The sequence below is a fragment of the Anoxybacillus tepidamans PS2 genome (assembly GCF_000620165.1).
Lineage (GTDB): Bacteria > Bacillota > Bacilli > Bacillales > Anoxybacillaceae > Anoxybacteroides > Anoxybacteroides tepidamans_A.
This window is the reverse complement of record NZ_JHVN01000026.1, coordinates 13,806-33,935: the sequence shown is the minus strand read 5'-3', so window position 1 is coordinate 33,935 and position 20,130 is coordinate 13,806. Positions and strand designations below refer to the sequence as shown.

Sequence of the window (20,130 nt, the reverse complement as noted above, 5' to 3'; positions counted from 1 at the left end):
TCTTCCCAACTCTGTTCGTGCTGTGGCTACCAACACCAAGAGGTGAAACATCTGAACCTTCGTGAATGGGAATGTCCATCTTGTGGAACCCATCACGATCGGGATCAGAACGCGAGTATCAATATTCTAAAAGAAGGACTGCGCTTGTTGTCGTGTTAGACAACGGAACCGTTGGGACGACGGGGATCGCCTACTAAGAGAACCGAAGGAGGCTTCGGTGTTCGTAGGAATCTCCCACTTTGAAACAAAGTGAAAGTGGGAGTAGTTCAACAGATGTGACAAAGCAAGAAGAGAAGCTGTTTGTATTTAACTTGCGGTATGCGGCCATCAATGTCGGGGCAGCGATTGGTCCATTGATGGGTTTAAAATTGGGAAGTGCCTCATCAACATCCGCTTTTTGGCTGACAGCTGCTATATATGCGATATACGGGATCTCGTTGTTGTTCATGTTTCGGTGGTATCCAATTGGCCTTTCGACTAATGAAGCAGAGGAGCACGTAACATTGCAGAAAGCTTGTCGAGTATTGGCACAAGATAAAATCTTCTTGCTTGCGATTATTGGCATTACGTTGGGGATGGCCGGATATTCGCAGTTTAATTCGACCATTCCTCAATATTTATCATCGCACGAAAACGGTGTAAAACTCTTCTCTTACTTGATCATTGTTAATGCGATTACGGTTTTAGTGACACAATATCCGGTTTCACGCATCGGCAAGCTATATTCGCCGATTGTTTCCATCGCCGTTGGAACCATTACAGTAGGAGTAGGTTTATGTTTATTCGGACTGTTTCATCAACCGCTGTTGTTAGTAGTATCGATGATTATTTTTACAGTCGGGGAAGTGATGATGTTTACGATGACCGATGTATTTGCCGATCAAATCGCTAAACCGGGCATGAAAGGGCTGTATTTTGGGGCGATGGGATTTACATCGATCGGAAATTCCCTCGGGCCGACGGTCGGCGGATTTCTTTTGTCGATATTCGGAGCTTCTCAAGGGATCTATTTATTCGGCTTACTTGCATTGCTAAGTTTTTTAGGCTTTCCGTTTCTATTATATGTGACCCATTTGTTGAAAGATAAAAGGCAACATATAGAATATAGCCTATAGATCCGTTATAATGTCAATTACAGACGTTAAATGACAAATAGTTAGGTGATGAACATGTTAACTCTCAACGATGTGTTGCAAGCAAAGGAAAAAATGAAAGGGACCGTCCATGAGACGCCGCTTGAATATTCGCAGACGTTTAGCCGATTTTCCAACAACGAAGTGTATATGAAGTTGGAAAACTTGCAAAAAACCGGGTCATTTAAAGTGCGTGGTTCGTTCAACAAAATTATGTCATTAAGCGAAGAAGAAAGAAAGCGGGGAGTTGTGGCCGCATCGGCGGGGAATCATGCACAAGGAGTAGCGTATTCCAGTACGATGATCGGCATTCCTTGTACGATTGTCATGCCCAAAAGAGCGCCGTTAAGCAAGGTGCAAGCGACGAAAGGATACGGAGCCGAGGTGATTTTACACGGCGATGTATTTGATGAATCGCTTGAATATGCCCTTGAATTGCAGCGACAACGCCAGGCGACGTTCGTGCATCCGTACGATGATTTAGCGGTTATGGCGGGACAAGGAACAATCGGTTTAGAAATTTTAGAGCAGCTTCCGGATGTCGATGTGGTGTTGTGCCCTGTCGGCGGCGGCGGGTTGCTTGCTGGATTAGCTTTTACGCTAAAACAGCTGAAGCCTTCCATTCAAGTATATGGAGTCGAGTCGTCTGCCTGTCCTGGGATGACGGCTGCCCTTCGTCATAAAAAGCCTGTGACGATTACGTCCTCTGATACGATTGCCGATGGCATCGCGGTGAAAAAGCCAGGCAATCTCACATATGAATATATTGAAAAATATGTTGATGGTGTTGTTTGCGTCGAGGAAGCGGAAATTTCGCGAACGATGCTATATTTGCTCGAGCGAAACAAACTTCTTGTCGAAGGGTCGGGAGCTTGTCCGATTGCTGCGTTATTATATCATAAGTTGCCATTTACCGGAAAAAAAGTAGTCGCTGTTTTAAGCGGAGGAAATGTGGACGTCACTCTGATCTCCCGCATTATTGAACGAGGGCTAGTGGAGTCTGGGAGATTCGTCACGTTTACAACTGTTATTTCTGATAAGCCGGGACAGTTAAACAAGCTTCTTCGCATTCTCGCTGAGCTTGAAGCAAATGTGATGTCCATTCACCATCAGCGAATTGGTGTGAAAGTGCTGCCTGGGCAAGCGGAAGTTCATTTTTCACTTGAGACGAAAAATCAAGATCATATTCACCAAATTCATCAAGTGTTAACGAAAGAGGGATACGACGTCGAATTTTTTCAATAAAACAGAAAAGGGTGGCTTTTCGCCATCCTTTTTTAATGCACGATAGATGTTGATGATAGTTTTGTTTGCCCGATTCCTTCATGCGCCATCTTCGCTTTTAAACTCTCCAAGATGTAAAGGCCGACCATGCCGACGAGTTCTGCATCATCCATTTCCTCAATAAGTTGAAGCAAGTCTTGTCGGCTCAATTCTTCTAAAATCGACATCGTCATAATTTCTACATCTTCCTCGTCTCCTGTCAGACGATCTTTATAGTATTCGTACAACTCATCTACAAATTTCATAGTAAGCCCTCCGGTTAGTCAATGAGCGTTTTTATTGCCCATCCGCTCCGTTAGGCGTCACGCGGCGAACATGTTCATCGCTTTTTGTTCTCGCTTGCTTTGCCTTCTCATTGACGAGTTGTTTTTGATCTACCTCTTGTGACGGAGTTTGTTTGTTTGTCATGTTTCCACCTCATTTCTGAAAATGTTGCGCATGTTTGATAAACATTTCGGGTTGCTCAATCAACCCGCAGGCAGCGCATTGCACTCGATAGTCAGGACCGCGGTACGGGAGATGAAAAGGATCAAGTGTGTCATTGGAATATTCATGTTCAATTTCTCCTGTTTGTGGATGGAGTTTGACAGCCCGCGCACGTTGTTCAATTAAATTAAAACGAGTACGGTTTGTTTTGCAGTTCGGACATAACATCGGTTCCAAAACGGTCACCTCCTTTTCTTATCTTTTAAAAAGAATGTATATATTATGCATAAAACAAGCATTTTTTTCATAAAAATAGAGGAATTGAACAAGAGAGCACGAATGAAGAAGCAAGATAAAGGGGGAAGACAATAATGCAAAAAGCGGTTGAATTAAAACATCGAGGGATGGTGTTGCGCGGCATGGAACACATCCCTGATCGGATGGAAGAAGGTAAAGTGCCTGCACTTATTTTATTTCATGGCTTTACCGGGACAAAGCTTGAGCCGCATCGCTTATTTCTTAAAATATCGCGAGCGCTTGAACGACAAAATATCGCTAGTTTTCGTTTTGATTTTTTAGGAAGCGGGGAAAGTGACGGGAATTTTGAAGATATGACTTTATCAAAAGAGATCGAGGAAGCGCATGCGATCATCGATTTTGTAAAAAAGGATCAAAGGATTGATACTTCGCGCATTTATTTACTTGGCCTGAGCATGGGGGGACTTGTTGCGAGCGTTGTAGCAGGGGACCGGCCAGCGGATATAATAAAATTAGTATTGCTGGCCCCACCCGGAAACATGTATGAGCTGATTAAACAAACAGCAGCCCAAACAAGTATCGATGTCACGGCTCCTTATCATGACCACGGCGGCAACTTAGTGGGGCGCGCCTTTCTCGAAGACTTACAAACGATCGATGCGTTTGAACGTGCCAAACCGTATCAAGGTCCTGTATTGCTTATTCACGGAACGAATGATGAGGTAGTGCCGTGTTATGTAAGTAATATGTACCGCGAAAGATGCTACGGCGAGCAAGCGAACGTCCACTTCATTGCCGGGGCGAATCATACATTCGATGGACATAAGTGGGAGGAAGAGCTAATCGAGGCGGTTGTGCAATTTTTGACCGAATGCATTTGAAATGAAAGGAGAGCGTCAATGAAGTATGTGAAAGAATTTTTTTCGGTAAAAGACGTGGCAATGATGTCTGCAACCGCCTTCATATCTGTTGTTCTGATGATTAATTATGCTAAAAGCGCGACGGTGCTGCTTCCATTTCTAATTGGAGTTATTCTTTATATTTTAAGCGAATATTTAACGCACCGTTTTATCTTTCACATGAAGTCGCCGCGTCATCCATTTCTTCTTGCCTTAATGAAACGGTTGCATTATGACCACCATACCGATCCGAACAATGTAGAACTGCTCTTTTTGCCGATTTGGTATAGTCTCCCGCAAATGTTTTTTGTCAGCATCATTACTTACATTCTTTCCGACGAAGTTTCTTACGCATTTGCGATATACACTGGCTTGTCGTTTACCTTGCTTTATTACGAGTGGACGCATTATGTCGCTCACCGGCCTATTCAACCGCGCACCCGCTTTGGGAAATGGATGAAAAAAATCCATATGTGGCACCATTTTAAGAACGAGAACTACTGGTTTGGCGTTACGAATCCATCGCTTGATATCATGTTTGGCACGTTCAAGAATGAAAAAGACGTTCCCCGGAGCGAAACAGCGAAACAGCTGCTTAATAAACGATAAAAACTAGGGTGTCCTTAAGAGGGACACCCTTCATTTAGGCACGATTAAAGCGAGCGAAAAACATCATTCCAATATTTCGTCTCTCTCATAGCTTTTTGATCGGAAAGAACCTCGCCCGGCGCGTTGCCTTTACCAATTAAATAGCCCATATATTCAAGCCCAACAAATTGAAAAATATATTGGAACTGCTGAATGAGCGGCAGTCCTTTAATATATGGATCGTCACCGCCGCAAATGGCGACGAACGCCTTTTTTGCCTTCATTTCCTCTTTAAAAGAAAATCTCGGGTCGCGCAAGCTTTGTGACCAACGATCAACAAATAGCTTCATTTGCCCAGTCATTCCGTACCAGTAAATAGGGGTAGCGAAAATTAATACGTCATGTTGGCGGACGAGTTCAATGATTTGATCGTAGTCGTCTGCTACCTCGGTAAATCCGCCTGGTGTATGCCGTTTATCAACAATCGGTCGAATTGAAAAATTTCTTAAATCGATTCTTGTATGAGCCACTCCTTCCAACAAAACGTTAATGAGTTGTTCCGTGTTCCCGTTTTCGCGCGAGCTCCCGTTGAGCACTAATATATTTGCCACTGTATCAACCTCTTTCTGTTTTTTGTCAAAAATTATTATAAAGGACGATTGACATGATTGCCTTCTATTCATTATTTTATAAATAGTTAAAATGTTTATTTTTTTCTGAATTTGTGTTAGTATAAAAAGCAAAGGAGACTTTTCATGGCGGAAAAATCGTTAAGAGACCGAATTATTGATACCGCGTTACGCCTTTTTGAACAACACGGCTATCACGGGGTCACTGTTGACCGAATTGTGACAGAAAGCAACACTTCAAAAGGCGGCTTTTATCATAACTTCAAATCGAAAGATGAACTTCTTTACCACATCCACGACGTATTTATTACATATGTATTGAATAAAGCACAGGATGCCTACCAAAACTACCAGACTCCTACTCAACGATTATGCGCAATCATTCAATCATTTGTAAAGGTATTCCATTTGTATAAGCCGCATATTACCGTATTTTATCAAGAAAGCACATATTTAAAGCCAGAATACTCACAAAAAATTAATGAAAAACGCGATGAGTTTAAGCAAGTGATTTTTCGGGTCATTCGTGAAGGGATTGAAGCAGGGGAGTTCCGGCCGGAATTGTCAGCAGAGATTACAGGCATGAGCATTATGGGCATGGTCAACTGGACCTATAAATGGTATAACCCTAAAGGGCCGATGACGATTGAGCAAATCGCTAGCTATTTTACCGATTTTATTTTGCATTCGGTTCTTACAGAAGAAGCAAAGAAAAAACTAGAACATCATTGTTTCTTTATAAAGCATAACAAAAGTCTTGTTTGAACTGTGGAAAAATGATTACTTTCTGTACAATTGCTTTTTAGTAAGGCAATCAAACCAACTAGTCGGTCTTGTCCATTTTTAAAACCGACTAGTCGGTTTTAAATAATCATGTAATAAATGGGGGAGAGAGCATGAATTTTGAATTGACAAAAGAACAGCAAATGATTAAAGACATGGTGCGTGAATTTGCGGAGAAGGAAATTGCGCCAAACGCGGCGAAATGGGATGAAGAAGCCTATTTTCCTGTCGAAGTGTTCAAAAAAATGGGCGAGCTAGGTCTATTAGGCATTCCTTTTCCGGAACAATATGGCGGCTCAGGAGGAGATACCATTTCCTATGCCATCGCCGTCGAAGAAATCGGCCGCGCCTGCGGAGGGACGGGACTCAGTTACGCAGCTGCCGTTTCTCTTGGTGCAAGCCCAATCTACTATTTTGGCACCGAAGAACAAAAGCAAAAATGGCTCGTTCCAATGGCTAAAGGCGAGACGCTAGGCGCTTTCGGATTGACCGAGCCAAACGCGGGCTCTGATGCTGGCGGAACGCGGACAAGAGCGGTTCTTGATGGCGATGAATACGTGATCAACGGAGAAAAGTGCTGGATTACAAACGCTGGACATGCAAGGCAAGTGATTGTGACAGCTGTGACTGGAAAGGATGAGAGAGGAAAAAACATTATTTCAGCGATTATTGTTCCAACGAATGCCCCTGGGTTTACGATCCGCTGCAACTACGATAAGATGGGGGTCCGCGCTTCTAATACGTGCGAACTTGTGCTTGAGAACGTGCGTGTGCCGAAAGAAAACGTGTTGGGAGATCCGACCAAAGGATTTAAGCAATTTTTATACACTCTTGATGGAGGGCGGATTTCGATTGCGGCCCTTGCTGTAGGGATTGCGCAAGCTGCTTTTGAGAAAGCGCTTCAATACGCGAAAGAACGCGTGCAATTTGGCCAATCGATTTCCAAGTTTCAAGCGATTCAGTTTAAACTGGCGGATATGGCGATGGAAATTGAGCTTGCCCGCAACATGGTGTACAAAGCGGCTTGGCTAAAGGACAAAGGGAAACCGTTTACAAAAGAAGCGTCTTTTGCAAAACTGTTTGCCTCTGAAGCAGGGTTTCGCGCTTGCAATCAGGCGATTCAAATCCACGGTGGCTACGGCTACATGAAGGAATATGGGGTGGAGCGCCATTTGCGCGATATGAAACTCATGGAAATCGGCGAAGGCACATCGGAAGTACAACGGCTTGTCATCGCTCGCCAGCTCGGATGCTAAAAGATAGGAAAATGGCATATGTTGAATTTGGGACAAAGGGGGCATTTTATGGGCGACATGTTGAATATGACTGTTGGAAAACTATTAGAAGAAAAAGCGAGATTACATCCAGACCATGAAGCGGTTGTATATGCGGACCGCGGGCTCAGAATGACGTACAAACAGTTTGATGAATATTGCCGCCTTGTTGCTCGCGCTTTAATGAAACTAGGCGTGGAGGCGGGGGAACATATCGCTGTTTGGGCGACAAACACTCCAGAATGGCTCGCTTTGCAGTTTGCGACAGGAAAAATGGGTGCTGTCCTCGTCACGGTCAACACGAACTATCGTACTGCCGAATTGGAGTATTTGCTCAAACAATCAGATTCGACGACGCTTCTTTTGATCGAACAATATCGTGATTCCTCTTATATTGACATGATTTATGAAATCGCTCCGGAGCTGCGTGAATGCCAACCAGGTCAGCTTCAGGCAAAAAGGCTACCGAAGTTGAAAAATGTCATCGTTCTCGGTGACAAGCGTTATCCAGGCATGTATTCATGGAACGACATTCTTGCGATGGCGCACGATGTAACGGAAGAAGAGCTAGACGAACGAATGAATTTCCTCGACCCGCACGATGTCATCAACATGCAATACACCTCAGGAACGACAGGATTTCCAAAAGGAGTCATGCTTACTCATTATAACATTGTTAACAACGCCTACAACATCGCCCAGTGTATGAAACTTACGAAAGATGATCGTTTATGCATCCCGGTGCCGTTTTTCCACTGCTTTGGCTGCGTGCTCGGCACGTTAGCGTGCGTCTCGGTCGGAGCGACGATGGTGCCGCTGCAAGAGTTTAACGCGAAACAAGTGCTGCAAACGGTCCAAGACGAAAAATGCACAGCCTTACATGGTGTGCCAACGATGTTTATTGCCGAGCTTAATGACCCTGATTTTGAAAAATACGATCTGTCTTCATTGCGGACAGGAATTATGGCTGGATCGAACTGCCCGATCGAAGTGATGAAGGCGGTCATCGAAAAAATGGGAGCAAAAGAAATTACAATCGCTTATGGCCAAACGGAGTCTTCACCGGTAATTACACAAACAAGAACGGATGATCCGATTCATTTGCGTGTCGAAACTGTTGGCCGTGCTCTTCCGAACGTAGAAGTGAAAATCGTAGAACCGGGAACAAACAAAGAGGTGCCTCGCGGCGTGCAAGGAGAGTTGTGTACGCGCGGTTATCACGTCATGAAAGGATATTATAACAATCCAGAAGCAACAAAAGAAGCGATCGATGAGGAAGGCTGGCTCCATACGGGCGATTTGGCAGTCATGGACGAAAATGGGTACTGCCGTATTACAGGGCGGTTAAAGGATATGATTATCCGCGGCGGAGAAAACATTTATCCGCGCGAAATCGAAGAGTTTTTATACAAACATCCGAAAATACTAGACGTTCAGGTTGTCGGCGTTCCCGATGAAAAGTACGGAGAAGAAGTAATGGCGTGGATTATTTTAAAAGAAGGACAGACAGCTACCGCAGAGGAAATTCGCGAATTTTGCCGCGGGAAAATTTCGCGCCATAAAATTCCACGCTACATCGAATTTACCAATTCTTATCCGATGACCGCATCAGGAAAAATTCAAAAATTCAAATTGCGCGAACAAGCGAGACAGCTCCTTGATGCTAAGTCAATGAAAGAATAGGGGGATTGTATGTTTTCAAAAATTTTAATTGCCAACCGTGGAGAGATTGCCGTACGTGTCATTCGCACGTGTCAGAAGCTAGGCATTCAAACGGTAGCCGTATACTCCGAAGCAGATGCCGATTCGCTCCATGTGAAGTGTGCGGATGAAGCGCATTTAATTGGGAAGCCGCGCGTCAGTGAGAGTTATTTAAATATTGAAAAAATCATTGAAGTGGCTAAAGCCACGAAAGCGGAAGCCATTCACCCTGGCTACGGGTTATTATCGGAGAATCCGACGTTTGCCCGCCGCTGCGAAGAAGAAGGAATTGTGTTCATCGGACCGAACGCGGACGTGATTGCGCGCATGGGCAGCAAAATTGAATCGCGCAAAACGATGGCGGAAGCGGGCGTGCCGATTGTGCCGGGCATTTCCCATCCGCTCCAAGACGCGGATGAAGCGGCGAAAATCGCGGAATCGATCGGCTATCCGATCATGCTGAAAGCTTCCGCAGGTGGCGGAGGCATCGGCATGCAAGTCGTTCACAATGGAGAAGAACTGCGCAAAGCATTTGAAGGCAATCAAAAGCGAGCGGCTTCTTTCTTTGGCGACGGCGCGATGTATTTAGAAAAATATATTGCCAATCCAAGACATGTTGAAATTCAAATTTTAGCAGACCAGCACGGCAATTGCTTGTATTTATGGGAGCGTGAATGCTCGATTCAGCGCCGTCACCAAAAGGTGATTGAAGAGGCTCCGTCTCCGTTTTTAGACGAAGAAACGCGGCGGAAAATGGGAGAAACAGCGGTGCGGGCGGCCCAATATATCGGTTATACGAATGCGGGAACGATTGAGTTTCTCGTCGATGAAGAGAAAAATTTTTATTTCCTAGAGATGAACACACGGCTTCAAGTCGAGCATCCGGTTACGGAAGAAATTACGGGCCTTGATCTTGTCGAAGAGCAGCTGCGCGTTGCCGCTGGAGAGAAACTGCGCTATACGCAGGAAGATATCCGCTGCGAGGGGCACGCGATTGAAGTGCGCATTTATGCTGAAGACCCGAAGACGTTTTTCCCGTCACCAGGAACGCTCACCGCTTTCGAGCTGCCAGAAGGAGAGTATATTCGCAACGAAACGGCAGTCGCAACAGGCATGACGGTCACGCCGTTTTACGACCCGATGATTGCAAAGTTGATCACAAAAGGCGGAACACGCCAAGAAGCGATTGTTCGTATGCTACAGGCACTTGATGCGTATCGCATTGAAGGGATTAAAACAAATATTCCGATGTTGAAAGAAGTGTTATCGCATCCGGAGTTTCAAGCAGGTCATACAACCACTCATTTTGTTAACATTCATTTGCATAAATCGTCTATTAAATAGAGAATTCTTTAAATATATGTCTTCTGCTTCTGACAAGGAGGCAGAAGACAGTACATAAAGATTAAGAAATGGAGGAAGATGTGAAATGAAACAAGTAGTTGCAACAATGGCAGGAAATGTTTGGAAAATTGTCGTTTCTGTTGGTGAACAAATAGAGGAAGGACAGGACGTAGTTATTTTAGAATCGATGAAAATGGAAATCCCGATTGCCGCTGAAACAAGTGGAACAGTGAAGGAAATTCATGTACAGGAAGGCGATTTCGTCAATGAAGGAGATGTATTGCTTGATCTTGAATAAGAGGTGAGTACGCGTGAAGAAATGGCCGGAACATATCACCATTAAAGAAGTGGGACCGCGCGATGGTTTGCAGAATGAATCAACTGCCATCGCGACAGAAGACAAAATTGCTTGGATTAATAAGCTTTCAAAAACAGGATTAACATACATTGAAATTACGTCATTCGTCCATCCAAAATGGATTCCGCAGCTGGCCGATGCTTTCAGCGTGGCAACAAGCATTGAGCGAGTTCCGGGGGTGACTTACGCGGCGCTTGTTCCGAATCAAAAAGGCTTAGAAAAAGCGCTGGAATCCGAAGTGGACGAAGTGTCCGTGTTTATGTCGGCAAGCGAAACGCATAATCGAAAAAACATTAATAAATCGATTGCTGATACATTTCCAGTACTCTCGGAAGTTGTCCGTGAAGCAAAAAGCGCTAGCAAAACGGTGCGGGGATACGTTTCAACTGTCTTTGGTTGTCCATATGAAGGAGCGATTTCGGTAGAGCAAGTGATGAAAGTGGCAGAAAAGCTGTTTGAAATGGGCATTGATGAACTTTCTTTAGGGGATACGATCGGTGTCGCGACACCGCGCCAAGTCGAGTTGGTACTTGATTCGTTTTTGCAGCGGTTTCCAAAAGAAAAGGTAGCCATGCATTTTCATGATACACGCGGAACGGCGCTTGCGAATGTGCTCATTTCATTAGAAATGGGAATTACTACATTTGATAGTTCCCTTGGCGGCCTAGGGGGATGCCCATATGCACCGGGCGCTTCAGGAAACGTAGCGACCGACGATTTACTCTATATGCTTGAAGGCATGGGGATTGCAACTGGCATTGACCGCGAGCGCTTAACAGATGCGGCTTTGTTTATTCAAAATAAAATCGGGCGAGCGCTCAATAGCCATCATTTGCAGACCATATCATGCGGCTCGTGATCGAATAGGGGGGATTTGCGGTGGAATGCGTTCTTTATTCTGCTGATAATGGCATCGCTACCATTACGCTTCATCGCCCGCAGGCGGCTAATGCACTATCGATTGCTATGTTAAATGAGCTAGGACACATACTGCAACAGCTGAAGTTTGACCGTGCGATTCGCTGTGTGATTGTCACCGGTAGCGGGGAAAAAGCGTTTTGTGCCGGCGCCGATTTGAAAGAGCGGGCAGGTATGAATGAAGCGCAAGTGAGAAAGACAGTGGCTCTTATTCGTGATACGATCAATGAATTTGAGCAACTTCCGCAGCCTGTCATTTGCGCGATCAATGGTTCAGCGTTTGGCGGGGGGCTTGAACTCGCGTTAGCGTGCGACATTCGCATCGCATCCGAACAGGCGCAGCTCGGTTTGACGGAAACATCGCTCGGAATTATTCCTGGAGCTGGGGGGACGCAACGGTTGCCGCGTTTAATTGGCAAAGGAAAGGCAAAAGAAATGATTTTCACTGCGAGGCGGTTGACCGCGGCTGAAGCGGCGCAAGTTGGGCTTGTCGAGCATGTTGTTCCACATGGACAGCTTCTAGAAAAAGCATTCGAAATTGCTGAACAAATTGTGCAAAATGCGCCGATTGCCATCACCCAAGCGAAACTTGCGATGAACCGCGGCCTTGAAGTGGATCTTGCTACCGGGCTCAAAATCGAACAAATGGCCTATGAAATCACGATCCCAACAAAAGATCGCTTGGAAGGGTTGCAAGCGTTTAAAGAAAAACGCAAACCAATCTACAAAGGAGAGTAAGGGGGAGGAACTTGTGATCAACGGACAAGAAAAAACACTTACTGAAAAGCTTGTGGAGCGCATTGAAAAAATTGAACAAGGCGGTGCCCCAAAATACCATCAAAAAAATGCCGAGCAGGGAAAACTTTTTGTGCGCGACCGTCTTAAGCTTTTGTTTGACGATGGCATGGAATTTGAAGATGCATTATTTGCCAATTGCATGGCCGAGGGCCTTCCTGCCGATGGCGTTGTGACTGGCGTGGGTAAAATTAATGGCCAAACGGTATGCGTCATGGCGAACGATTCAACAGTGAAGGCCGGATCGTGGGGAGCGCGGACGGTTGAAAAAATTATTCGCATTCAAGAAACCGCGGAAAAGTTACGTTGCCCAATTCTTTATCTTGTCGATTCAGCAGGAGCGCGCATTACCGATCAGATTGAAATGTTTCCAGGCCGCCGCGGAGCCGGACGCATTTTTTACAACCAAGTAAAACTGTCAGGAAAAGTGCCGCAAATTTGTTTGTTGTTTGGTCCATCAGCGGCGGGCGGCGCTTACATTCCAGCGTTTTGTGACATCGTGATTATGGTTGAAGGGAACGCCTCCATGTATTTAGGGTCGCCGCGCATGGCGGAAATGGTCATTGGCGAAAAAGTGACGCTTGAGGAAATGGGCGGTGCGCGCATGCATTGCAGCGTGTCCGGTTGCGGCGATGTGCTTGTGAAAACGGAGGAAGAAGCGATTCAATTTGCACGCAAATATTTATCGTATTTTCCGGCTAATTATACCGAAAAACCGCCTGTTGGCGAGGCGAAGCCAGCAAAATCGTTCGAGAAAACGATTGAAGATATTTTGCCGGCCAACCAAAACGCACCGTTTAATATGTATGACTTAATTGAACGTTTCGTTGACGAAGGGTCGTTTTGCGAGATTAAAAAGTTGTTTGCGCCTGAGCTGATTACCGGCCTTGCTCGGTTAAACGGACAGCCGATCGGGATTATCGCGAACCAGCCGCGCGTCAAGGGCGGTGTGCTGTTCCACGATTCTGCCGATAAAGCGGCGAAATTTATTACCCTTTGTGATGCGTTCCATATCCCTCTTTTATTTTTAGCCGACATTCCAGGATTTATGATCGGTACGAAGGTGGAGCGGGCAGGCATTATTCGGCACGGGGCGAAAATGATTTCGGCGATGTCGGAAGCGACGGTTCCGAAAATTTCCGTCATTGTACGCAAAGCTTATGGAGCGGGTTTGTATGCAATGGCGGGTCCAGCGTTTGAACCGGATTGCTGCTTAGCGTTTCCAAACGCGCAAATTGCAGTAATGGGACCAGAAGCAGCGGTCAATGCCGTATATGCTAACAAAATTGCCGAGCTTCCAGAAGGAGAGCGCGCTGCGTTTATCGAGCAGAAACGGGAAGAGTACCGTCGTGATATTGATATCTATCGTTTGGCTTCCGAAATGGTAGTCGATGGCATCATTGCTCCAAATACGCTTCGTGAAGAACTTATTCGTCGCTTTGACGCATACATGTCGAAATATATAGTGTTTTCTGAGAGAAAACACGGGGTTTATCCAGTGTAGCCAATCAAAATAACGAATAGATGCTTGCAAAATCGCAAAAGATTATGTATGATAGTAATCACCCGCTGCGTTGTACGTGAGAGAATGAAGTTTCAACCGATGACTGTAAAAAGGGAGTTCTACATCGAAGCCGGAATGTCATGCCTCCATATTTCGAATGCTGAGGACGACAAGAACGCTTCTGCGAACACCCACGTAGTGGAGTGTGGTTGAGAAACTCCATTCACCAAACGGCAATCGCGGCATCTTTTGTCACAATTATAAGAGCCGATCTCTTATATAATAGCGGGGTCGGTTTAAAAGTAGAAATATCAAAAAGCAGTCCCATTCGCAAATGAGTGGGACTGCTTTTTTGGTTAATTTTGAAAAATTCATAGTTGGAAGTGACATACTGTTTCAACGGGCACTTATGTTGAATAAGTTGATACAAAGAAACACTCAGGGCGTTTGCTGCTCTGAGTGTTTTACTATACTAATGATGAAATGAATTCACCTTTCAGCTGTCAATGACTATACAAAATCGATCGTGTTACTTATAGGGAAAATCGTCTGTTTTATTGTTTATTTCGCTTTTATGAAATTTTGATTAATTTTTTCTCATTGTTTTCTTAGTTGATTTGTTTAAAAAACATGCTATAATAACTTTTCGTATGAAAATAATTCGTATTGAAACTATTTTAATCCGAATGAAAGGGGGGTGGCGATGGAAAAGGCAGGTCGGGAAATTATGTACTCCATTTTTCGTATCCGCAAAGCATTTTACCGGCTGATTCGTGAGGATGCTACGAGGGTTGGAATTACCGAATTGCAGCTTATTATTCTTTACACCTTGTCTAAAAATGATAGCATTCGTTTAAACGACTTGGCGGATACGTTAAATATGAGCAACAGCACCGTGAGTGGGACGATTGACCGGCTTGTTGGAGCCGGTTTAGTGGCGCGTGAAACAGCCAAAGAGGACCGTCGTGCCGTCACGCTTCGCTTGACAAATCAAGGAGAAGAAAAGTTGAAGGAAGCGTTCAATGATCAATCGGTTCTTGTAGAGCGGTTGCGGAAAGTAGAAACGATGATCGGTGAACATGAGATTGAAAAGTTATTGTCCACTCACCAGGAGATTCGGCGGATTTTATTAGGGGAGGAATAAAAAGTGAATTTGAAGCGTTTAATCACCTTAAATATCGTTGTTCTTATTTTATTGGTTGCAGGGGGATTCGCTGGTTACTATTACGTCAATGAAACAACAAACTATATAAAAACAGATAATGCGCGAATTGATGGACAGCCGATTTCCATTGCACCGCCTGTTGCCGGAAAACTGATTAGTTGGTCAGGAGATATCGGCAAAACATTCGATAGCGGCGATAAAATTGGCGAAGTATCCGATGGCCAACATAACATCCCGGTTACAGTACCTCACCATATGACTATTGTTCAGCAAAATGTGGTTGCCAACTCTTTCGTTGCTCCAGGTGTGGCGTTAGCAAGAGGGTATGACTTATCGCATTTATGGGTGACGGCTAATATTGAAGAAACGAAAATTGAAGATGTTAAAGTAGGCCAAGATGTTGATATTTATGTCGATGCCTATCCAGATCGCAAATTTACGGGAACTGTAGAAAAGCTTGGCTTTGCTACAGCAAACACATTCAGCTTATTGCCAAGTTCGAACGCCACTGGCAACTATACGAAAGTAACGCAAGTGATCCCGATTACAATTTCAATTGACAATTACAACGGCGCGGAATTAGTACCAGGGATGAACGTTACCGTTCGCATTCATAAGTAGGTGATAAATATGTCCACATTTTTAACGGGATATATTATTTTTTCGATTATCATTCTCGGATTATTCAATTATATGATCCGGAAAAGAAGAGATGTTGCCAGCCGACAAGAACAAGAAAGGACGGAATCTCATCATCCGGCTGCTTCTTTGCCGCAACAGGAAATGCAAACTGGCCAAAAACAACAGGAGGCGCAACTCGGCCAAAGCCGGACCAAAATTGTCGTGACCATCATGCTTGGAGCGTTTGTTGCGATTTTAAACCAAACGCTCATTAATGTGGCGCTTCCGCATATGATGAGCGACTTTAATGTTGAAACATCAACGATTCAATGGCTCGTGACGGGATATATGCTCGTCAACGGTGTATTGATCCCGATTAGCCCGTTTTTAATCGCTAAATTTCCGACGAAAAAACTGTTCCTTTCGGGAATGGCGTTCTTTACTGTGGGAGCGCTTATTTGCTCGTTTGCTCCTTCATTTGCGGTTATTTTGACGGGACGGTTAATTCAAGCAGTAGGTGCCGGCATTATTATGCAGTTAATGATGGTAATTATGTTAAGCATTTTCCCGCCGGAAAAACGCGGCGTAGCGATGGGAACAGTAGGAATTGCGATGATGTTTGCTCCGGCGGTGGGTCCAACCTTATCCGGTTGGCTTGTCGAGCATTATTCGTGGCGTCTTCTTTTTGACATCGTGCTTCCTTTTGCGATAATCGATATGGTGCTAGCCTCTCTTTGGATGAAAAATACTCCGAAAACCGCCAAACCGACATTGGATGTCCGCGGAGCGGTCTACTCGACGCTTGGATTTGGCGGCGTATTATACGGTTTTAGTGAAGCGGGAAGCAACGGCTGGGGAAGCGCCGAAGTAGCCATTTCCATCGCGATTGGATTAATTTTTATTATTTTGTTTACGTGGCGTTGCTTTACAGTAGAGCAGCCGATTTTAAATTTGCGCGTATTTAAATACAACATTTTCACATTAACAACAATTATTGGTTGCGTCTTGAATATGGCTTTATTTGCCGCGATGGTTCTTCTTCCTGTATATTTGCAAAACATTCGCGGTTTTACGCCGCTTGATTCCGGTCTTTTGCTTTTGCCGGGAGCCATTGTCATGGCGATTATGTCTCCGATTTCCGGGATGATTTTCGACCGGATTGGCGCGCGCTGGCTTGCGATTGTTGGATTGACGATTACCGTTGTTACGACATGGGAATTTAGTCAACTCACATTAGACACGCCATATGAGCATATTTTATGGTTATACATTTTCCGGATGCTTGGCATGTCGATGCTGTCAATGACGATTATGACGGCTGGGCTGAATCAACTGCCGCGCCATCTATATAGTCATGGCACAGCGACGGCGAACACGCTTCGTCAAGTGGCTTCTTCTTTGGGCACCGCTTTTCTTGTGACGGTGATGTCGAACCGAGCGAAATTTCATGCGGAAAGCTATCGCAATGAACTGACAACCGATAATCCGATTGCAACTGACATTGTCGCACAATTGAAGCGGTTGATTCCAAGCGATGAGGCTGTGACCCAGCTGTTATACGGCATGGTTCAGCAGCGTTCTGCAGTCGAGGGGATTAATGATGCATTTATTGTTGCGACAGTACTTGCCTTGTTGGCACTTGTCTTAGCATTTTTCTTAAAAGGAAAAAAGAATAATAGTGCTTCATCTTCTTAAGCCACCTTTTTACAAGGTGGTTTTCTTATTATAAACAGACACAAAATAGCAACTTCTCTCGAATAAATATAGATGCGGCGAAATAAAGAGCGCATTTTAAAGTATATTTGGCTAGTTGCGTCCCTAAGACCGCTACAACATTGATATACGGCATGGATACGGGGGGAGAGTGGCTTGGAAAAAAGTCGGCTAGAAAAGAGGAAAAAGAAAAGAAAACGATACATAGGGGCGAGTTTGTCCTTATTCATCTTATTGATTGTCGGAAGCTTTATATGGATTAAATGGTATATTGCCACGAGAGATATCAGTGCGCTCCAATCACCGCTGCCAGCGGCAACAATGATCTATGACAAGAACGGAAAGATCGCAAGTAAAATATCAAATTCAAAAATGGAGGCAGTGAAGATTGAGGAAATTCCCACTCATTTTTTAGAAGCAGTTGTAGCAACAGAGGATCGTCGCTTTTATGAGCACAATGGAGTTGATTATCATGGGGTATTGCGCGCGCTTGTTCGCAACATTCAAGCAGGAGAGTGGGCCGAAGGGGGGAAGTACGATTACGCAACAGCTGGCGAAAAACGTATTTTTGTCAAATGAAAAGACGCTTCGCAGAAAGTGGGAAGAGTGGTTTATCGCTAGAAAAATCGAGCAAACGTATTCGAAAAAAGAGATTTTAGAAATGTACGTTAACCGTGTTTACTTTGGTGAGGGAGCTTGGGGAGTGAAAAAAGCGGCAGAAACGTATTTCGGTAAGGATGTTTCCGAGTTGACAGTGAGCGAATCGGCGCTGCTTGCAGGTCTGATTAAAGCTCCTTCAGCCTTATCACCTGTTAGGCATTACAAAGAGGCTATTGCTAGAAGGAATATAGTGCTAGAACTAATGAAAGAACAAGGGTATATTGACGAAAAAACATTGCTGCGAGCCAAACAAGAGAAAATTATCATACAAAAAGAGAAGAGCGATCCTTATAAAGGAAACTATCCATATTATGTTGACTCCCTTATTGAGGAAGCAGTAAACCGTTACCATTTAACGCAAAACGAAGTGCTCTCTGGAGGTTTGCGCATCTACACAGAACTCGATCCTCATATGCAACAGGCACTTGAGGAAGTCTACAAAAATGATCGGTTATTTCCGGAAGGCACAAATGGACAAATGGTACAGAGCGGGGCGGTGCTGCTTGATCCGCGGACGGGGGGGATTACAGCGCTCATTGGTGGAAGGGGAGAACACGTTTTCCGTGGTTTTAACCGAGCGACACAGTTAAAGCGACAGCCGGGTTCGACAATGAAACCACTTGCTGTGTATACACCGGCTCTAGAACAGGGATATAGCGTGTTTGCCGAATTAAAAGATGAACCGTTTGATTTTAACGGATATCGTCCGGAAAATTACGACCATATGTACCGCGGCTCTGTATCCATGTATGAAGCGGTTATTCATTCTCTTAACGTTCCGGCTGTTTGGCTCCTTGATCAAATTGGAATTGAAAAAGGGGTGGATGCTGCAAAACGTTTCGGTATCCCTCTTACAGCCGCTGACCATTACTTAGGTCTTGCCCTAGGTGGACTGGAACACGGAGTATCTCCGTTGCAAATGGCACAAGCATATTCAGTGTTTCCAAATGAAGGTATGCGCACGGAAGCGCACATTATTACAAAAATCATTGATCGCGAGGGGAATGAAATTGCTAAATGGCGCCCTAAGAAGGTGAGAGTCACGACAAAAGAGGTGGCGCAAAAAATGACTTTCCTCCTCGAAGGTGTTGTAAGGGAGGGAACGGGACAGCGTGCATCGATTCCTGGAAGAGAATTGGCCGGAAAAACAGGTTCCACACAAGTCCCTATTGCCGGGGTGAACGGAGTTAAGGACCAGTGGTTTGTCGGTTTTACTCCAAACCTTGTTGGGGCGGTATGGCTTGGGTATGACAATACAGATAAGGATCATTATTTACAAACAACAAGCAGCCAAACAGTGGCGGTGATTTTCCGAGAGATGATGGAGAAAGCTCTTGAAGGAACGCCGGCCGATAGGTTTTCATATCCTGCAATCAAGCAAGAATTGCCACTATTGAAAAAGAAAGAAGAGCCAAAAGAAAAGAATAGGCATGAACAAGGGAAGGGCGACTGGAAGCCAAAATACCACCCTTTTCATGAACATAAACATTTTCACGAACATAAACAAAAGAAATGGAAGGAAAAAGGGAAACATCATAAACATGATGAATAAAACGGGGCAGCGTTGAAATACGCTTCCCCGTATTTTTTGTTCTAAAAAAAGGGATGGTGTCATATGTATAGGACAAGTTAAGAAAAGGGGGATTACAATGGCTTATTTCGGGTCAAAAGGTTGGCTTGTTCAACAGCTAAAGGAGATGGGCATTCGCCGCCATCCGGTAGAGAGACGAAAATTAGAAACGTATAAAACATCGGTTTTGTATGGACTATACCAAAAATACATACGAAAAAGCCATATTGCTCAATAAGGAAAATATCGCTAAAATAGGGATAGCAATGATCAAAGAAAAAAGGAGAGCAGTAATATGATTCACCATACTTGGTTAGAGCGTCCAACTATTAAGAAAGTAAAATGCATTCACACAAATGCGGAAAAATACGTCGTGAATCGCGTGTTAACTCCGGGGCAAACGTACGAGGTGAAAAACGAGACGGACGATTTTTATTTTATCATTGATAACACTGGAAAAATTGGCGGATTTTATAAAGATTATTTTGAAGAGGCGAATTAATCGCC

General features: G+C 44.5%; 22 protein-coding genes, 1 other RNA gene and 1 pseudogene. 20 read left to right on the top strand and 4 right to left on the bottom strand.

Going from position 1 to position 20,130, the window contains the following annotated elements; all coding sequences use genetic code 11:
* The 3 genes from N667_RS19585 to ilvA all read left to right on the top strand — a co-directional run.
* A partial coding sequence (locus tag N667_RS19585) for a zinc ribbon domain-containing protein (RefSeq protein ID WP_156936147.1) occupies positions 1-159 on the top strand: 159 nt, incomplete at its 5' end.
* Positions 160-239: 80 nt separating this feature from the next.
* Entirely contained in the window at positions 240-1,115 is an 876-nt protein-coding gene (locus N667_RS18860) for an MFS transporter (protein ID WP_051530072.1), read from the top strand.
* 54 nt (positions 1,116-1,169) lie between these two features.
* A complete protein-coding gene (gene ilvA, locus N667_RS0115740) occupies positions 1,170-2,378 on the top strand; it encodes a threonine ammonia-lyase (protein WP_027410443.1) in 1,209 nt (402 codons plus the stop codon).
* Between the two features lie 32 nt (positions 2,379-2,410).
* Here the strand turns inward: ilvA and N667_RS0115735 are convergent, their stop codons facing one another.
* From N667_RS0115735 to N667_RS0115725, 3 genes are read right to left on the bottom strand one after another with little or no spacing between them, the layout of a single operon-like run.
* Positions 2,411-2,662: a DUF6154 family protein gene (locus N667_RS0115735; RefSeq protein ID WP_027410442.1), complete on the bottom strand. Its 252-nt coding sequence runs from the start codon at positions 2,660-2,662 to the stop codon at positions 2,411-2,413.
* A 31-nt stretch (positions 2,663-2,693) separates the two neighbouring features.
* The gene (locus N667_RS20365; RefSeq protein ID WP_269528362.1) at positions 2,694-2,825 is read right to left on the bottom strand and encodes a hypothetical protein; all 132 of its coding nucleotides are present in this window, start codon (positions 2,823-2,825) and stop codon (positions 2,694-2,696) included.
* A 9-nt stretch (positions 2,826-2,834) separates the two neighbouring features.
* Positions 2,835-3,080, bottom strand: coding sequence for a hypothetical protein (locus N667_RS0115725; protein WP_027410441.1), 246 nt, complete (start codon positions 3,078-3,080; stop codon positions 2,835-2,837).
* A gap of 134 nt (positions 3,081-3,214) precedes the next feature.
* Between N667_RS0115725 and N667_RS0115720 the strand changes: the two genes are divergently transcribed.
* Together N667_RS0115720 and N667_RS0115715 are read left to right on the top strand one after the other, a co-directional pair.
* Complete coding sequence (locus tag N667_RS0115720; protein WP_027410440.1) at positions 3,215-3,982, top strand: alpha/beta hydrolase; 768 nt, start codon at positions 3,215-3,217, stop codon at positions 3,980-3,982.
* A gap of 18 nt (positions 3,983-4,000) precedes the next feature.
* Entirely contained in the window at positions 4,001-4,609 is a 609-nt protein-coding gene (locus tag N667_RS0115715) for a sterol desaturase family protein (protein ID WP_027410439.1), read from the top strand.
* A 44-nt stretch (positions 4,610-4,653) separates the two neighbouring features.
* On the opposite strand, the gene N667_RS0115710 is transcribed toward N667_RS0115715, so the two are convergent.
* Positions 4,654-5,199, bottom strand: a complete 546-nt coding sequence (locus N667_RS0115710; protein WP_027410438.1) for a flavodoxin family protein — start codon at positions 5,197-5,199, stop codon at positions 4,654-4,656.
* A gap of 144 nt (positions 5,200-5,343) precedes the next feature.
* On the opposite strand from N667_RS0115710, the gene N667_RS0115705 reads away from it, so the two are divergent.
* The 15 genes and pseudogenes from N667_RS0115705 (at position 5,344) to N667_RS0115640 (ending at position 20,125) form a co-directional block, all read left to right on the top strand.
* On the top strand, positions 5,344-5,982 hold the full coding sequence (locus tag N667_RS0115705; protein WP_027410437.1) for a TetR/AcrR family transcriptional regulator: 639 nt from the start codon (positions 5,344-5,346) through the stop codon (positions 5,980-5,982).
* Between the two features lie 131 nt (positions 5,983-6,113).
* Positions 6,114-7,256: an acyl-CoA dehydrogenase gene (locus tag N667_RS0115700; protein WP_027410436.1), complete on the top strand. Its 1,143-nt coding sequence runs from the start codon at positions 6,114-6,116 to the stop codon at positions 7,254-7,256.
* 57 nt (positions 7,257-7,313) lie between these two features.
* Entirely contained in the window at positions 7,314-8,957 is a 1,644-nt protein-coding gene (locus tag N667_RS0115695; protein WP_027410435.1) for an AMP-binding protein, read from the top strand.
* Positions 8,958-8,966: 9 nt separating this feature from the next.
* Positions 8,967-10,319: an acetyl-CoA carboxylase biotin carboxylase subunit gene (gene accC / locus N667_RS0115690; RefSeq protein ID WP_027410434.1), complete on the top strand. Its 1,353-nt coding sequence runs from the start codon at positions 8,967-8,969 to the stop codon at positions 10,317-10,319.
* An 85-nt stretch (positions 10,320-10,404) separates the two neighbouring features.
* Positions 10,405-10,617 carry an acetyl-CoA carboxylase biotin carboxyl carrier protein subunit gene (locus N667_RS0115685; protein ID WP_027410433.1) on the top strand — a complete coding sequence of 71 codons (213 nt, stop codon included), beginning with the start codon at positions 10,405-10,407 and terminating at the stop codon, positions 10,615-10,617.
* 13 nt (positions 10,618-10,630) lie between these two features.
* Entirely contained in the window at positions 10,631-11,536 is a 906-nt protein-coding gene (locus N667_RS0115680; protein WP_027410432.1) for a hydroxymethylglutaryl-CoA lyase, read from the top strand.
* Positions 11,537-11,556: 20 nt separating this feature from the next.
* Complete coding sequence (locus N667_RS0115675; protein ID WP_027410431.1) at positions 11,557-12,333, top strand: enoyl-CoA hydratase; 777 nt, start codon at positions 11,557-11,559, stop codon at positions 12,331-12,333.
* Positions 12,248-13,894: an acyl-CoA carboxylase subunit beta gene (locus N667_RS0115670; protein ID WP_409978195.1), complete on the top strand. Its 1,647-nt coding sequence runs from the start codon at positions 12,248-12,250 to the stop codon at positions 13,892-13,894. Before N667_RS0115675 ends, N667_RS0115670 begins: the two co-directional genes overlap by 86 nt.
* Before the next feature lie 59 nt (positions 13,895-13,953).
* Positions 13,954-14,144: non-coding RNA, 6S RNA (ssrS, locus tag N667_RS19580), on the top strand.
* Between the two features lie 453 nt (positions 14,145-14,597).
* Positions 14,598-15,038, top strand: coding sequence for a MarR family winged helix-turn-helix transcriptional regulator (locus N667_RS0115665; RefSeq protein WP_027410429.1), 441 nt, complete (start codon positions 14,598-14,600; stop codon positions 15,036-15,038).
* A 3-nt stretch (positions 15,039-15,041) separates the two neighbouring features.
* Positions 15,042-15,680, top strand: coding sequence for an HlyD family secretion protein (locus tag N667_RS0115660; RefSeq protein WP_027410428.1), 639 nt, complete (start codon positions 15,042-15,044; stop codon positions 15,678-15,680).
* Positions 15,681-15,842: 162 nt separating this feature from the next.
* A complete protein-coding gene (locus N667_RS0115655) occupies positions 15,843-17,375 on the top strand; it encodes a DHA2 family efflux MFS transporter permease subunit (protein WP_409978196.1) in 1,533 nt (510 codons plus the stop codon).
* Between the two features lie 156 nt (positions 17,376-17,531).
* A pseudogene (locus N667_RS18855) lies at positions 17,532-19,605 on the top strand (transglycosylase domain-containing protein).
* A 97-nt stretch (positions 19,606-19,702) separates the two neighbouring features.
* Positions 19,703-19,861, top strand: coding sequence for a YflJ family protein (locus N667_RS19575; RefSeq protein ID WP_084279258.1), 159 nt, complete (start codon positions 19,703-19,705; stop codon positions 19,859-19,861).
* 57 nt (positions 19,862-19,918) lie between these two features.
* Positions 19,919-20,125 carry a DUF6501 family protein gene (locus N667_RS0115640; RefSeq protein ID WP_027410426.1) on the top strand — a complete coding sequence of 69 codons (207 nt, stop codon included), beginning with the start codon at positions 19,919-19,921 and terminating at the stop codon, positions 20,123-20,125.
* Positions 20,126-20,130 lie beyond the last annotated feature (5 nt).

Coding starts and splice junctions, on each gene's coding strand:
- N667_RS0115715 (WP_027410439.1), top strand. CDS start 4,001: ATGAAGTATGTGAAAGAATTTTTTTCGGTAAAAGACGTGGCAATGATG.
- N667_RS0115735 (WP_027410442.1), bottom strand. CDS start 2,662: ATGAAATTTGTAGATGAGTTGTACGAATACTATAAAGATCGTCTGACA.
- N667_RS0115655 (WP_409978196.1), top strand. CDS start 15,843: ATGCAAACTGGCCAAAAACAACAGGAGGCGCAACTCGGCCAAAGCCGG.
- N667_RS0115665 (WP_027410429.1), top strand. CDS start 14,598: ATGGAAAAGGCAGGTCGGGAAATTATGTACTCCATTTTTCGTATCCGC.
- N667_RS19575 (WP_084279258.1), top strand. CDS start 19,703: ATGGCTTATTTCGGGTCAAAAGGTTGGCTTGTTCAACAGCTAAAGGAG.
- ilvA (WP_027410443.1), top strand. CDS start 1,170: ATGTTAACTCTCAACGATGTGTTGCAAGCAAAGGAAAAAATGAAAGGG.
- N667_RS0115640 (WP_027410426.1), top strand. CDS start 19,919: ATGATTCACCATACTTGGTTAGAGCGTCCAACTATTAAGAAAGTAAAA.
- N667_RS0115695 (WP_027410435.1), top strand. CDS start 7,314: ATGTTGAATATGACTGTTGGAAAACTATTAGAAGAAAAAGCGAGATTA.
- accC (WP_027410434.1), top strand. CDS start 8,967: ATGTTTTCAAAAATTTTAATTGCCAACCGTGGAGAGATTGCCGTACGT.
- N667_RS20365 (WP_269528362.1), bottom strand. CDS start 2,825: ATGACAAACAAACAAACTCCGTCACAAGAGGTAGATCAAAAACAACTC.
- N667_RS0115700 (WP_027410436.1), top strand. CDS start 6,114: ATGAATTTTGAATTGACAAAAGAACAGCAAATGATTAAAGACATGGTG.
- N667_RS0115705 (WP_027410437.1), top strand. CDS start 5,344: ATGGCGGAAAAATCGTTAAGAGACCGAATTATTGATACCGCGTTACGC.
- N667_RS0115670 (WP_409978195.1), top strand. CDS start 12,248: ATGAAATCACGATCCCAACAAAAGATCGCTTGGAAGGGTTGCAAGCGT.
- N667_RS0115720 (WP_027410440.1), top strand. CDS start 3,215: ATGCAAAAAGCGGTTGAATTAAAACATCGAGGGATGGTGTTGCGCGGC.
- N667_RS0115685 (WP_027410433.1), top strand. CDS start 10,405: ATGAAACAAGTAGTTGCAACAATGGCAGGAAATGTTTGGAAAATTGTC.